Origin of the sequence: Plantactinospora sp. KBS50 (assembly GCF_002285795.1) — a bacterium.
In the GTDB taxonomy this organism is placed as follows: Bacteria; Actinomycetota; Actinomycetes; order Mycobacteriales; family Micromonosporaceae; genus KBS50.
This window is the reverse complement of sequence record NZ_CP022961.1, coordinates 3,036,788-3,049,301: the sequence shown is the minus strand read 5'-3', so window position 1 is coordinate 3,049,301 and position 12,514 is coordinate 3,036,788. Positions and strand designations below refer to the sequence as shown.

The 12,514-nt window shown below is 74.9% G+C and carries 15 protein-coding genes; 6 read left to right on the top strand and 9 right to left on the bottom strand.

The features are described 5' to 3' along the window. Positions 1–26: 26 nt before the first annotated feature. A complete protein-coding gene (locus CIK06_RS29360) occupies positions 27–281 on the top strand; it encodes a hypothetical protein (RefSeq protein WP_157756747.1) in 255 nt (84 codons plus the stop codon). Positions 282–540: 259 nt separating this feature from the next. Here the strand turns inward: CIK06_RS29360 and CIK06_RS13580 are convergent, their stop codons facing one another. From CIK06_RS13580 to CIK06_RS13565, 4 genes are all read right to left on the bottom strand, one after another. After that, positions 541–984 (bottom strand): response regulator, encoded by a 444-nt coding sequence (locus CIK06_RS13580; protein ID WP_095567795.1) that lies wholly within the window; start codon positions 982–984, stop codon positions 541–543. A gap of 63 nt (positions 985–1,047) precedes the next feature. Then, positions 1,048–1,389: an STAS domain-containing protein gene (locus CIK06_RS13575; protein WP_095565146.1), complete on the bottom strand. Its 342-nt coding sequence runs from the start codon at positions 1,387–1,389 to the stop codon at positions 1,048–1,050. A gap of 83 nt (positions 1,390–1,472) precedes the next feature. Beyond that, positions 1,473–2,507, bottom strand: a complete 1,035-nt coding sequence (locus tag CIK06_RS13570) for a B12-binding domain-containing protein (RefSeq protein ID WP_095565145.1) — start codon at positions 2,505–2,507, stop codon at positions 1,473–1,475. Next, the gene (locus tag CIK06_RS13565) at positions 2,504–4,255 is read right to left on the bottom strand and encodes a PP2C family protein-serine/threonine phosphatase (protein WP_232534196.1); all 1,752 of its coding nucleotides are present in this window, start codon (positions 4,253–4,255) and stop codon (positions 2,504–2,506) included. Before CIK06_RS13565 ends, CIK06_RS13570 begins: the two co-directional genes overlap by 4 nt. A 291-nt stretch (positions 4,256–4,546) precedes the next feature. On the opposite strand from CIK06_RS13565, the gene CIK06_RS13560 reads away from it, so the two are divergent. Both CIK06_RS13560 and CIK06_RS13555 read left to right on the top strand, forming a co-directional pair. Beyond that, positions 4,547–4,921: an STAS domain-containing protein gene (locus CIK06_RS13560; RefSeq protein WP_232534195.1), complete on the top strand. Its 375-nt coding sequence runs from the start codon at positions 4,547–4,549 to the stop codon at positions 4,919–4,921. Positions 4,922–4,964: 43 nt separating this feature from the next. Further along, positions 4,965–5,315, top strand: a complete 351-nt coding sequence (locus CIK06_RS13555) for an STAS domain-containing protein (protein ID WP_157756746.1) — start codon at positions 4,965–4,967, stop codon at positions 5,313–5,315. A 164-nt stretch (positions 5,316–5,479) separates the two neighbouring features. Here the strand turns inward: CIK06_RS13555 and CIK06_RS13550 are convergent, their stop codons facing one another. After that, on the bottom strand, positions 5,480–5,797 hold the full coding sequence (locus tag CIK06_RS13550) for a hypothetical protein (protein WP_095565142.1): 318 nt from the start codon (positions 5,795–5,797) through the stop codon (positions 5,480–5,482). A gap of 160 nt (positions 5,798–5,957) precedes the next feature. On the opposite strand from CIK06_RS13550, the gene CIK06_RS13545 reads away from it, so the two are divergent. Next, positions 5,958–6,800: a DUF2267 domain-containing protein gene (locus CIK06_RS13545; protein WP_095567794.1), complete on the top strand. Its 843-nt coding sequence runs from the start codon at positions 5,958–5,960 to the stop codon at positions 6,798–6,800. Between the two features lie 180 nt (positions 6,801–6,980). Next, positions 6,981–7,799 (top strand): spermidine synthase, encoded by an 819-nt coding sequence (locus tag CIK06_RS13540; protein WP_198348241.1) that lies wholly within the window; start codon positions 6,981–6,983, stop codon positions 7,797–7,799. Positions 7,800–7,866: 67 nt separating this feature from the next. Here the strand turns inward: CIK06_RS13540 and CIK06_RS13535 are convergent, their stop codons facing one another. Next, positions 7,867–9,162 carry an NAD(P)/FAD-dependent oxidoreductase gene (locus tag CIK06_RS13535; protein WP_095565141.1) on the bottom strand — a complete coding sequence of 432 codons (1,296 nt, stop codon included), beginning with the start codon at positions 9,160–9,162 and terminating at the stop codon, positions 7,867–7,869. A 144-nt stretch (positions 9,163–9,306) separates the two neighbouring features. On the opposite strand from CIK06_RS13535, the gene CIK06_RS13530 reads away from it, so the two are divergent. Further along, complete coding sequence (locus CIK06_RS13530; protein ID WP_198348240.1) at positions 9,307–10,794, top strand: choice-of-anchor A family protein; 1,488 nt, start codon at positions 9,307–9,309, stop codon at positions 10,792–10,794. A gap of 87 nt (positions 10,795–10,881) precedes the next feature. Here CIK06_RS13530 and CIK06_RS13525 read toward each other — a convergent pair whose 3' ends face one another. From CIK06_RS13525 to CIK06_RS13515, 3 genes are read right to left on the bottom strand one after another with little or no spacing between them, the layout of a single operon-like run. Continuing rightward, positions 10,882–11,157 carry a DUF6510 family protein gene (locus CIK06_RS13525; protein WP_095565140.1) on the bottom strand — a complete coding sequence of 92 codons (276 nt, stop codon included), beginning with the start codon at positions 11,155–11,157 and terminating at the stop codon, positions 10,882–10,884. A 1-nt stretch (position 11,158) separates the two neighbouring features. After that, entirely contained in the window at positions 11,159–11,923 is a 765-nt protein-coding gene (locus CIK06_RS13520; RefSeq protein WP_095565139.1) for a ferredoxin reductase, read from the bottom strand. Continuing rightward, complete coding sequence (locus CIK06_RS13515) at positions 11,893–12,492, bottom strand: molybdopterin-dependent oxidoreductase (protein WP_095565138.1); 600 nt, start codon at positions 12,490–12,492, stop codon at positions 11,893–11,895. Before CIK06_RS13515 ends, CIK06_RS13520 begins: the two co-directional genes overlap by 31 nt. Positions 12,493–12,514: the final 22 nt, after the last annotated feature.

Sequence of the window (12,514 nt, the reverse complement as noted above, 5' to 3'; positions counted from 1 at the left end):
CCGGGCGCCGCTCCGGCGGCAGTTCGATGACCACGTCGCGCAGGAACGCGTCCACCTGCGCCTCGCGGCAGCGCCGCAGGTACAGCGCGGCCTCGAAGTCCCGGCGGGCCTGCAGCGCCTCGTCGTACGCCTGGTCGCGCAGTTGCCGGGCCTCCTCCTCGGCGACCAGCAGGGTCTGCCGGGCCCGCGCCAGCAACTCGGCGACCTCGCGCTCGGTCGGACTGGCCGCGGCCCGCGGCACCGGCGGCCAGGCGGCGGCCAGCAGGCTCCGCAGCCGGTAGAGCTCGGCCTGGACGCAACCGAGTTCGGCGCGGACCGGGGCGGCTGCCACCCGGTCCGCGGTGTGTGCCAACCGTTCGCCGAGATCACGCAACGACGTGTCGATCCGGACGCGGTGGTCCTCGGGCTCGACGGCGGGAAAGTCCATGCGGTGCCCCCCAGGCAGAAAGTTCTTCGCCTCTGCCAATCCTGACCGCTGGACGGGACCCGGTCCCGCGAATTCCCGAAAATTGCTCGGCATCCGCGCCACCGGCCCGGGACTCACCCCTGCCGCGGGAGCACCACCACGCGGCCGAAGAACTCGTCGATCCGCTGCACCACGTCGGTGAAGTCGTCGAGGCCGATCGGCTTCGTCACGTACGCGTTGGCCTGCAACGTGTAGCTGCTCAGGATGTCGGTGTCCGTGCTGGAGGTGGTCAGCACGACGATCGGGATGGTCCGCAGGTCCTCGTCGCTCTTGACCCGGCTCAGCACCTGCCGGCCGTCCATCCGGGGCATGTTCAGGTCCAGCAGGATCATGTCCGGCCGCTCGGCGTCCGGGTGCCGACCGGAGCGCTGGAGGAACTCCATCGCCTCCTGGCCGTCGCCGACCACCTGGATCTGCTTGTCGACCGAGGAGTTCTCCAGCGCCTCCTCGATCATGAGAACGTCACCCGGGTCGTCGTCCACGATGAGAATGCGGAACGGGTCGGATGGTCCTGGCACCACGGGCACCGCCTCTGTCGGAGGATCGACCGGTGCGGCCGACCGCTGGCGCAATGTAGCCGATCACCGGTCGGGATGCCGGGCCGGGTCGACCGCCGGTTCGTACCGGAGCACCTGTTCGAGACCGCTGATCGACAGCACCCGCAGCACCCGGCCGCCGGCACCGGTCAGCCGCAGCCAGCCACCGCGGGCGGCGGCCAGGTTGTCGCCCCGGACGAACGCCCCCAGCCCGGTCGAGTCGCAGAACTCCAGCCCCCGCAGGTCCACCAGGAGCCGGGCGTCGCCGTCCTCGATCCGCTCGTCGATCACCGCGTTCAGCCGGGGCACCGTCGCCATGTCCAGCTCGCCGGTCACCTCGATCCGGATGATCTCCCCGGACCGGGCGTGCGCGACCGAGAACGTCATGGCCTGCCCTTCCGCTGACCGAACCGTTGCAGTGGAGCAAGCATACGCGCCCGCCCGGACGGGCGGCAGAGCGGCGTCCCGGGTCAGCCGCCGGCCGCCGGCACCAGTATCCGGCGGCCGGCGGTCAGGAACCGGCGGGCTCGCGGGAAGTCGCGCAGCTCGGCGGCGAAGTGGCCGAGGGTGGCCCCCACCGACCCCGCCGGCACGCCCCGGCTGGTGAGGATCTGCACCAGCCAGTCCAGGAACTCGTCGAACAGCGTGACGTCGTCCACGTACACGGCCGCCGCCAGGAAGTCGAGGATGTAACCCAGATCCTCCACGGTGCGGTCCAGTTGCGCCGGGGTGTAGTCCCGGGTGGCCGGCACCCGCTCGCGCAGCGCCGCGAGGGCGCCGTCGATCAGCTCGCCGCGACGCTGCACGAGACCCGGATACTCGTCGTCGGCCAGCCGGGACGCCCCGTCGGACGGGGTGTCCAGCGCCTCCTCGTCGCCGACCAGGTCGGCGGCGGCCAACGCGTCCGGCGCCCAGGCCGCGCCGAGCCGGCGCGCCCACCGACCGTCCGCGCCGAAGCCGAGGCCACCGACCAGGATCGGTACGTCGGCGCGGCGGCACGCCTCGATCATGGTGTGCGCCTGCGGCAGCCGCATCGGCACCGCGCAGCCAAGCGCGACCGCCTGGGCGTCGTGGCGGTGCAGGTACGACACCAGGTGCGCGGCCGGAACGCTGGCGCCCAGAAAGGTGACGTGCCAGCCGCGCAGCCGCAGCACCTCGGCGACCAGCCGGGCCGGCAGCGCGTGCCACTCCCCGTCCATGCAGGCCACCACCACCCGGCCGCGGTGGGGCCGGGGGCTCGCGTACGACGAGACCGCGGCCACCACGCGCTCGCTGATGTGGGTGGCCGCGTGCTCCTGCGCCACGCTCCACTCGTTGGCCTGCCACCACCGGCCGACCTGGGCCTGCGCCGGTGCGACCAGGTCCAGCAGGACCCGTTCGGCCGGCACACCGGCGGCCAGCAGCCCCAGCGCGACGTCCGTGGCCGCGTACTCGTCGGCGTCGGCCAGGCACCGGATCAGCTCGGCATAGGCGCCCGCGAGGGCGCCGTCGGGGTCCCGCGTCACTCGGCCGCCGGGTCCGGCACGACGTGCAGGTGGCGACCGCCGGAGGGCGCAACCGCGCGCAACGCCAGCACGGCGATGTCGTCGTGTTCCCCGCCGCCGAGCCAGTCGCAGGTGAGCTGCTCGACGCGCTCGGCCAGGGCGGGCGCCGGCATCTCTGCGCAGCCGTGCAGCGCACGGGCCAGCCGTTCCGGGCCGAACTCCTCGGTCCCGTGCCGGCCGCCGCGGGCCTCGGTCACGCCGTCGCTGTACAGCACGCAGGTCTCGCCCCGGGCGAGCCGCACGGTGGTGGCCCCGATGTGGGGATCCGGTACCACGCCGATCAGCATGCCGCCCAGCGACACCGGCTGCACCGAGCCGTCGGCCCGCAGCAGCAGCGGCGGCAGGTGCCCGCCGCCGGCCAGCGTGAGGGTGAGCCCGCCGTCCCGGTCGGGCTGGGCCAGCCCGAGCACCATGGTGGCGAACCGGCCCTGGTTGGCGGCCCGGACCGTCTCCAGCACCGCGTCGTTGAGCAACCGCAGCAACCGCTGCGGGTCGGTCTCCACCCGGCGCAGCGCCTGGAGGGCCTGCCGGAGCTGGCCGGTGAACACCGCCGCCTCGACGCCCTTGCCGGAGACGTCGCCCAGGAAGAACAGCGAACCGCCGTCGGGCAGCGGATGGCTGCCGTAGAAGTCGCCGCCGATCCGGAGGGTGGCCTGGGACGGCCGGTAGGCCGTGCCCCACTGGACGCCGGAGCTGGGCACCGGCGCCGCGGGCAACAGGCTGCTCTGCAACGTCTCGGCGATCTCGGCCTGCTCCCGGTAGAGCAGGGCGGCGTTCACCGCCGCGCCGGCCCGGGCGGCGAAGCCGCGCAGCACGTCCAGGTCCGCCGGCTCGAACGGCTGGTCCAGCGGCCGGGCCACCACCAGCGCCCCGCTCGGGGTGCCGCTGCCGGGCAGCGGCACCGCCCGCGCGCAGTACCGCGACGACCGGGTGGCGGGCAGCCAACCGGCGTCGGCGAGCTGTTCGACCAGCCAGTCCGCCTCGTGCGGCTCGGCGCCGTCCAGCGCCGCCGCGATCCCGGGCGGCACGGCCGGGGTTTCCAGTTCCCCGCCGTCGATCGCGGGCCGGCCCTCACCCGCCGCGGCCCGCCACCACCGGTGCCGGCCGCCGCCGGCCGCCAGCACCACCACGGCGACCTCGCCGAGGGCCGGTACGGCGAGCCGCGCCACGGCCCGGGCGGCGCGGTCGATGTGCAGCGGGTTGCCCAGCCGTTGGCTGGCGGTGGCGAGGAACCCGGACCGGGACCGCTCGGCCAGCAGGGCGTCGGCCCGGCGTACGGCCTCGGTGACGTCCTCCACGTACCAGGCGACGCGCCCGGCGTCCAGGCCGACCCGGCGGATCCGCAGCCGGCGGTCCCCGTGGGCGAACTCGGCGCCGCCGGCCGGGTCGGTCGGGTCGTTGACCTCGGCGATGCCGCTGCCGGCGAGCAGCTCACCGGGGACCACGCCGGGCAGCAGCCGGGCGGCCACCGCGCTCACGTACCGCACCACGCCGTCGCCGTCGCAGAGCACGAGGCCCTCGCGGAAGTGGTCGGCGGCGATGTCCAGAGCGGCGGTGTCCAGGCCGGCCAGCGGAGACCGGGTCACGCCGGACCGGCGCGCCGACCCGGGGTCCGCCACCGCCGGCGCCGACACCGCGACCGGTGCGGCTTCCAGCGGGGAGAGCCTCCGGTCGCCCGCGTCCCAGTCCCTGACGTCGGTGGGGTTCACCGGTTGAGTCCCGCTCCTTCTTCCGGTTCGGGCTGCGCGCCACGCTGCGCATCTTCGGTCCATCGCTGTTTCGGTCCGTCCCGACCACAGTACGCCGGACCGGCGGGTCCGCCACCCGGCGCGGAACGGCACCCGGCGCGGAACGGCACCCGGCCGGCCCGTCCCACCGGGCGGCCCTGGCCACATCTTGTTAAAGTCTGCGCAACACGCAGGTGGGCGCCCGCCCGAGAAGGAGGTGCTCGTGCAGCGAGGGACGGCCCGGCACCGCTTCCGCTCACCGTCCGGCCGGACGTGACCGACGCCGGCCACCCGGCGCTGCTGGTGGGTGGCGATCTGGACTACTGCACCGCCCCCGCGCTCTGGGCCGAGCTGCACGGCATGATCGACCAGGCACCGCACCGGCTGACCCTGGACGTCGCCGACCTGCGCTTCGTGGACAGCACCGGGCTCGCGGTGATCGTCCAGGCGTGGCGCGCCTGCCAGGAGTCCGGCACGGTGCTGGGGCTGCGCACGGTGCCCCGGTTCCTGGAGAGCATCCTGCGGATCACCGGGGTGGCGGAGTTGCTGGCCCGGCAGAGCCAGCACCAGGCGGGCCAGCACCAGCCGGTCGCCCGACCCGCCGAGCCGCTCGACGGCGCCGGCCCGGACCGGGCGACGACGGCGTAGTGGCGGGTTTGCGGACCCGCCCCGAGCGGGCACACTGATGGTCATGACGGCCGGACCGCTGCGCGTCGACGTGGTCGAGCGCGATCGCCCTTCGGTAACCCTCCGGCTCGCCGGTGACCTCGCCTTCGACACCAGCGCCCAACTGCTGCGCGCCGCCGAGCGGCTGCTCGCCGAGGGGTACTGCCGGCTCCGGATCGACCTGGCCGCCCTGCGGTTGTGCGACTCCTCCGGCCTGAGCGCGCTGATCGAGGTGCACCACGCGGCCCGGGACGCCGGCGGTTGGATGCGGCCGGTCGGACCGAGCCGCCCGCTGCTCGGGCTCTTCGCCCGGACCGGCCTGGACCGGGTGTTCCTGCTGGACGGGACGCCGGTCGGCGACCGCGCCACCGGCTGAGCCGGGTCGGTCACCGGCGGCAGTCGAGGCATCGGCGCCGCCACCGTTCAGGTCAACCGGCGCCGGCCGGCACGCCCGGTCAGACCCCACGCCGGCTCGGACCCCACGCCGGGTCAGACCCCACGCCGGGTCAGACCCGGCCCGGGTCACACCGCATGTCCGGGTCAGCCGGCGGTGGCCTGCACCGGCCCGCTCGCCACCCGGCCGGCGGCCTCGCGCTCCGGCTCCGGCTCCGCGTCCTCCGGCCGTCCCTCGCCCGGCGGGTGGAACAGGTACCGGACGAAGACCACACCGTCCTCGCTGCCGTCGGCACCCGGCCACTGGCCGATCGAGTCGATCCCGATCACCTCACGGCTGCCCGGCTCGCTGTCCTCCACCAGTGCCCACACGGTCACCGGGTACGAACACGTCGAGTCCGCGCCGTTGCGCCACCGCGCGTACCAGCCCGGTCGGGCGGGCACGATCTCCACGATCCGCTTCATGACGGCCCCACCTTCCCCGCGCTCGAACGCCTGACGATCCAGCCCGATGGTGGCGGCGGTCCGGGTGAGCGTCCCTCATCCCGCCCGGGTGGTCGGCGGCGGCCGGACGCCCGCCGGGTGCCGCTCGTTTCGCCGCCGGATCCGGCGGGAACGCTCGACCATGGGCAAGCAGATGCAGGGCGACAACCAGCGCCGCCGGGCCCTGGCCCGGCAGTCCCGCCAGCGCGGCACGCCGGCCGACCGGCCCTGGCCGTACCCGGACATCCCCACCGGGCAGCCGGGCACCGAGACCGCGACCGTGCCGGTGATCCGGTACCGGGAGCTGGTCCAGGGGGTCGGCCGGCGGACCGGGGAGGACTTCCCGGACGCCCGCTCCGGCGCCGAGGCCACCGTCCGGGCGCTGGCGGCGGCGCTGCTGGAGCCGGACCGGGAACTGCTGCTGGACGCCGTACCGGCCGAACTGCACGGCACCGGCGCGGGCCAGGTGAGCCGGCGGCGCGACCTGGCGGGCTTCCTGGCCGAGGTCGCCCGGCTGTGCCGGCGTACCCCCGAACAGGCCCGGTACCAGGCCCAGGCCACCCTGGCGGCGCTGGCCGAGCAGGACCCGGAGCTGGTGGCCGCGCTGGACCTGCCGGCCGACCTGGCCGACCTGCGCAGCCCGCTGCCGGTCGGCGCCGACGGCCCGGCCCCCGGCGGCGGGACCGCGCCGCTGCCCGGCCCGGAACTGGCCCTGGCGCTGGCCGCGCTGCCCTACTGGTCCGTGCAGGAGCACGCGCTGGTGCGCAGCATCGAGCTACCGCCGGACAACCTCGACCGGGTGCTCCAGCGGCTCGCCCGGATCAAGCCCGAGACGGGTCGGGGTCCGAGCATCGGCCGGCCGGCCGCGGGCAGCGCCGTGCTGACCGTCCGCACCCGCCGGGGAGCCGGGATCACCGCCCTCGACGTGGCGTTGGCGCACCAGGTGGACGCGGCCATCGACGAGGCCGGCGCCGGGATGATCTGACCCGGGAACGGCCCGCCACCGGGCGCCACCCGGGTCCCGCGGCGCGGGCCCACCGGTCCCGCGGTGCGCCGGCGGAAGCCGGCCCGGGTGCCGGGCCTGAGGGCCGGCCCGGGTGCCGGTTCGGGGGCCGGGCCGGGGGCCGGTTCGAAGGCTCCGGGAGCCACCCCCTAGGGTCCGGCCATGGGCTCGCACAGCGTCCGCACGTCCGCACCGCAGGATGCCGGGGCGGGCGCGGCGGCGGGGGCCGCGCTGGTCCCCGACCCCGCCCGCCCGGCCGGTCGCACCCTGCTGGTGGAGGGCGTCGAGCAGTCGTACGTGGACCCGACCGACCCCCGCTACCTGCGATTCGACTACGTGCGGCGGATGGCCAGCGTGCTGGACCTCGCCGCGGCGCCGGGAGCCCCGCTGCGGGTGCTGCACCTGGGCGGCGGCGCGCTGACGCTGCCCCGGTACGTCGCGGCGACCCGGCCCGGATCCACACAGCTCGTGGTCGAGTTGGACGGTGTGCTGATGGACCTGGTCACCCGGGAGCTGCCACCGCCGCCGGAGGTCCGGGTCAGGATCGCCGACGCCCGGCAGGCCGTCGGCTGGGAGCCCGACTGCCGATACGACGCGGTGCTGCTCGATGTCTACCAGGGCGCGCGGATGCCGGTACACCTCACCACCGTGGAGTTCGCGGCCGAGGTGTCCCGGGTGCTGCGGCCCGACGGCCTGCTCGCGGTGAACCTCACCGACCTGCCGCCGCTGGCCTTCTCCCGTACCCAGGTCACGACGCTGCGCCGGGTCTTCGCCGAGGTCTGCCTGATCGCCGCCCGGCAGATGATGAACGCCCGCCGGTACGGCAACGTGGTGCTGGCCGCGGCCCGCACGCCGGGCCGGCTGCCGGTGGCCCGGCTGGCCGCCCGCGCGGCCCGGGACCGGGTGCCCGGGCGGGTGCTGGCCGGTGCGGAGCTGGCGACCTTCGCCGGGACCGGGCGGCCGGCCCGGGACGCCGGCTGAAACCCGGGCCGACACGCCGCCGCCGGCTCGCGGCCGGAACCGTCCGTGCGGATCGTGCCCCGGCCGGTCAGCGTACGGTGGTCTCCGGCGCCTCGTTCTCCAGCGGCACGGCGTGCGCCGGCACCAGCCCGAGCTGGACGGCGGGCCGGTCCCCGGTCGCGTCCAGCAGCCAGTCGGTGCTCACCCGGGCCCGGTTGCCGGGCATCGCCCACAGGTGGTAGCCGCGGGTGACGGCCTTGGCCGGCAACCCGGACAGCGGGATGTTCAACGGGTTGGCCGCCGCGTCGGTGCCGCCGAGGTCGACCACGAAACCGAGGTCGTGGTGCCGGTACGGGCGCCTCCGGCGCTGGCCGAAGGAGGCGGCGACGTTGTGCGCGGCGAGCCGGCCCTGCCGCTCGGCGTGCTGGGCGGTCATCGGGGTCACCTCGCCCGGCCGGGTCAGGTCCGGCACCGCGGCCGCGTCGCCGCAGGCGTACACCTCGGGATGGCCGGGCACGGTGAGGAACTCGTCGACCACCAGGCGGCCACGCTCGGTCCGCAGGCCCAACTCGGCCACCAGCGGGTCGGGGCGCACCCCCACGCACCAGATCAGCGACCGGGTGGGCACGAACTGGCCGTCGCTGAGCTGGACGCCCTCGGCGGTCGCCTCCTGGACCGAGCAGCCCAGCCGGACGTCCACGCCGCGCTGGTCGAGCACCCGGCGCGCGGTCTCGGACATCCGCTCGTGCAGTCCGGGCAGCACCCGGTCGGCCACGTCGACGAGCATCCAGCGCGGTCGCCGGCCCAGCCCGGAGTGCTGGGCGGCGAGTTCGTCGGTGAACAACTGGCCGTGCGCGGCCACCTCGGTGCCGGTGTAGCCGGCACCGACCACCACGAAGGTGCACCGGGCGGCGCGCTCGGCCTCGTCCTGCGCGGCCTCGGCCCGCTCGATCTGGGCCACCACGTGATCGTGCAGGTAGAGCGCCTCCGGCAGCCCCCGGAAGCCGTGCGCGTGCTCGGTGACGCCGGGGATCGGCAACAGCTTGTTGACGCTGCCGACGGCGAGGATCAGCCGGTCGTAGCCCAGCTCGCGCCGACCGTTCTCGGGATCGATGTAGCCCACCGAGCGGGCGCGCAGGTCGATCCGGTCGGCCTCGCCGATGACCACCCGGACCCCGTCGAGGGTGCCGGCCAACGGCACCGAGATCCGGGTCGAGTCCAGGATCCCGGCCGCGACCTCCGGCAGCAGCGGCAGGTAGAGGAAGTAGTCGGTCGGATTCAACAGGGTGATCTCGGCCCGGCCGCGGGCCAGTCGGGCCAGGGTCTTCGCCGCGTGGTACCCGGCGAATCCGGCTCCCACGATCACGACACGGGGTTTGGTCATGAGTATCCGGCTTCCCGCACCTCCGGCGGGCAAACCTCGCCCCGGTCCGGCACGGGGTCCGGGGGACCGAATCCGCAAGTCCGGTTACGGGCGGTAATCGGCTGTCTATCCTCAGGATCGGGTTTGTCCGATACGGGGGATTAGATGCCAACACTAGATGCTGTCGCGCGGTATCGCGCGATCGTCGCCGCCACCGCCGGTGGCCTGCTGGTCACCGGCGGCGTCATGCTCGCGGCGGCGCTTCCGGCCCAGGCCGCGCCGGTCGGACCGGTCAATCCGGTGCAGGCCGCGCTCGGCTTCAACATCATGACGGAGGGAGACGCCAACCTGGTCACCTCGGAGACCGAGGGACCGGTCGCGGTGGGCGGCAACCTGAGCTTCGGCAACTACCAGGTCGCGGCCGCCAACGCGGGCACGTTCGTGGTGGCCGGCGACGCCCAGCCGAGCGCGCTCGTGGTGGGCGGCCAGGTCGACTTCGCCGGGAGCGTGCCCGGCACCCGGCTCCAGGTGCTGCAGAACGGCTACGCGAAGGTCGGCGACCTCACCGGGGCGGTGGTGCGGGACACCGACAACAACGGCGCGGCGGTCAACACGCGCATCCTGCCCGTCAACGACTACGACGCGTACCCGCGGGTGGAGCTGGTCGTCCGGCAGCCGGTGGCCAGCGTCGGACCGACCAGTCCGATCGACTTCGCGTCGGCGTTCGAGACGTTCCGCTCGACCTCGACCGACCTGGCCACCTGCGCCAACACGGTGGTCCTGACGACACCGAACGGTGAGGTACTCCCCCGGCCGATCCCGGCCGGCAGCAACGCGGTGGTCACCCTCACGCCGGGGGTCACCAACGTGCTCAACCTGAGCGCCACCGACCTCACCAACATCGCGATCCTGACCTTCGCGAACCAGCCCACCGCCGACACGCCGCTGCTGGTCAACGTCGACACCTCCGACGTCGGCGACGTCTTCGCCTGGGCGGCGCCGAACTTCGCCGGCATCGGCGGCGGGCAGGCGCCGTACATCCTGTTCAACTTCCCCACCACCACCGCGATCACCCTGGTCCAGGGTGCCGCCGTGATCGGCACGATCTACGCGCCCAACGCGGACGTGCTGGATCTGGATCCGAGCAACATCGAGGGCGGCGTGATCACCGCCTCCTTCGACCACCAGGGCGGCGAGGTGCACTACTTCCCGTTCGACACGACGCTGGCCTGCGAGAGCCCGAGCCCCACACCGACGGCGACGCCCACCGGCACTCCCACGCCGACACCCACACCCACCCCGACCGGCACGCCGACACCCACGCCGACGCCGACACCCACCGGTACGCCGACGCCGACACCCACGCCGACGCCCACCCCGACCGGTACGCCGACGCCCACGCCCACGCCGACCGGTACGAAAACGCCGTACCCGACCTGGACGCACGACCCGGGTCCGCCCTGGCCGCCGCACCCCGGCAAACCCGGCGACCCGCACCATCCGGGCGGCCCCTGGCTGCCGGTGACCGGATCCGACGTCACCCCGCTGGCCGGACTCGGCGCCGGGCTCGTGGCGGCCGGAGCGGCGCTGCTGCTGCTGGCCGGCATGCTCGCCGTGCGGCACCGCCGCCGGCTCATGACCGGACGCGTCTGATCGCCGGCGAGGGCTGATCCGCGCAGCGCGGATCAGCCCTCGCCGGACCAGCCGCCGCCGGCCGCCGGCCCGGCGGTCGGCGGCGGGTCAGCCCTCGGCGGGCAACGGGACCTGGAGGAAGGTGGCCCCACGCAGGTCCAGCCAGGCGCTGCCGGGAGCCCGGACCACCCGCAGGATCACCTCCGTGCACCCCGGACAGCGGGCCACCAGCCCCGGAGCGTTCGCGTACACCCGCAGGTCGGCCAGCGGCCCGGTCAGGCCGCAACTGGCGCACCGGCCGGTCGCCGTCGACACCTCCACCGCGAAGATCTCCCGGAGCGGGCCGGCCAGCATGTTGCCGTCCAGGTACTCGCCGTCGTCCATGTCATCCTCCCGTAGGTCCGAACCGCTCGGTGCGTACCCGGCGGGGGTCGTGGCCGAGCGCGACGAGGATGTCCGCGACCGTCTCGACGAAGCCGGTCGGCCCGCAGACGTAGCAGGCCGGCTCGAACGACGGCGGCCAGCCGTTGGTGGAGAGGTCGGCCGTGCAGATGCGGCGCGGCGGTGCCGGCCGGTCCTCGGGGGCCTCCCGGGTGAAGATGTGGAACACGTCCAGGCCCATGTCGTCCCGGGCGCGCCGGCGCAGCTCCGCGGCGTAGCACACGTCCGCCGGCGACCGCGCCGAGTAGATCAACCGGAACGGCACCCGGCTGCCGGCCGCCCGCCGGGCGCGGACCATCGACATCAGCGGCACGATCCCCGACCCGCCGGCCACCAGCAGCACCGGCGTGGTGTCCGTGGGCCGCCAGACGAACCACCCGCCCACCGGGCCGCGGACCTCCACCGGGTCACCGGCGGCGAAGACCTCCAGCAGGTACGGCGAGACCTCGCCGTCGGGCACCCGCTGCACGGTGAGTTCTATCCGGTTGCCCTCGGCGGGCGCGGCCAGCGAGTAGGCCCGTTCGGCGCGGTAGCCGTCGGCGGCGGTGAGCCGGATGTCCACGTGCTGCCCGGGGAGGTGGCCCGGCCAGTCCGGCACCTCCAGCACCAGCGTGGCGGCGGTGGGCGTCTCGACGCGGTGCTCGACCAGGCGCGCCACCCGCCAGCCGAGCCGGTTGCTCAGTCGCCCTGGTACCGCTGCTCGCGCCACGGGTCACCGTAGTCGTGGTAGCCGGCGGTCTCCCAGAAGCCCGGCTCGTCGGAAACCGTCAGCCGGATGCCGCGCAGCCACTTGGCGGACTTCCAGAGGTACAGGTGCGGGACCAGCAGCCGCGCCGGCCCGCCGTGCTCGCCCGGCAGGTCCTCGTCGTCGAACCGGTACGCCACCCAGGCCTGGCCGCCGCGCAGGTCGTCCAGCGGCAGGTTGGTGGTGTAGCCGCCGTAGGAGTGCGCGAGCGCGTAGTCGGCGGCGGTGTCCACGCCGTCCAGCAGCACGTCCAGCGAGACGCCGGTCCACCGGGTGCCGAGTTTGGACCACCGGGTCACGCAGTGGATGTCCACGGTCGGCGTCTGCGCCGGCAGGGCCAGGAACTCCGGCCAGCTCCACCGGAACTCGGCGCCGGTCTCCGTGGAGATCACCAGCTCCCACTCGTCCAGCGGCACCCGGGGGGTGGGGCCGGCCGACAGCACCGGAAAATCCTCAACCAGATACTGGCCGGGCGGCAGCTCCGGCCGCTCGGTCCGCCGCCGGCCGGTGAAGCCGGGTGACACGATGCCCACCCGCTAGTCCTATCACCCGGCC

Excerpts from the sequence above, each read along its gene's own strand:
- CIK06_RS29360 (WP_157756747.1), top strand. The coding sequence starts at position 27 with ATGACCACGTCGCGCAGGAACGCGTCCACCTGCGCCTCGCGGCAGCGC.
- CIK06_RS13550 (WP_095565142.1), bottom strand. The coding sequence starts at position 5,797 with ATGAAGCGGATCGTGGAGATCGTGCCCGCCCGACCGGGCTGGTACGCG.
- CIK06_RS13530 (WP_198348240.1), top strand. The coding sequence starts at position 9,307 with ATGCCAACACTAGATGCTGTCGCGCGGTATCGCGCGATCGTCGCCGCC.
- CIK06_RS13575 (WP_095565146.1), bottom strand. The coding sequence starts at position 1,389 with ATGACGTTCTCGGTCGCGCACGCCCGGTCCGGGGAGATCATCCGGATC.
- CIK06_RS13525 (WP_095565140.1), bottom strand. The coding sequence starts at position 11,157 with ATGGACGACGGCGAGTACCTGGACGGCAACATGCTGGCCGGCCCGCTC.
- CIK06_RS13545 (WP_095567794.1), top strand. The coding sequence starts at position 5,958 with ATGGGCAAGCAGATGCAGGGCGACAACCAGCGCCGCCGGGCCCTGGCC.
- CIK06_RS13535 (WP_095565141.1), bottom strand. The coding sequence starts at position 9,162 with ATGACCAAACCCCGTGTCGTGATCGTGGGAGCCGGATTCGCCGGGTAC.
- CIK06_RS13540 (WP_198348241.1), top strand. The coding sequence starts at position 6,981 with ATGGGCTCGCACAGCGTCCGCACGTCCGCACCGCAGGATGCCGGGGCG.
- CIK06_RS13555 (WP_157756746.1), top strand. The coding sequence starts at position 4,965 with ATGACGGCCGGACCGCTGCGCGTCGACGTGGTCGAGCGCGATCGCCCT.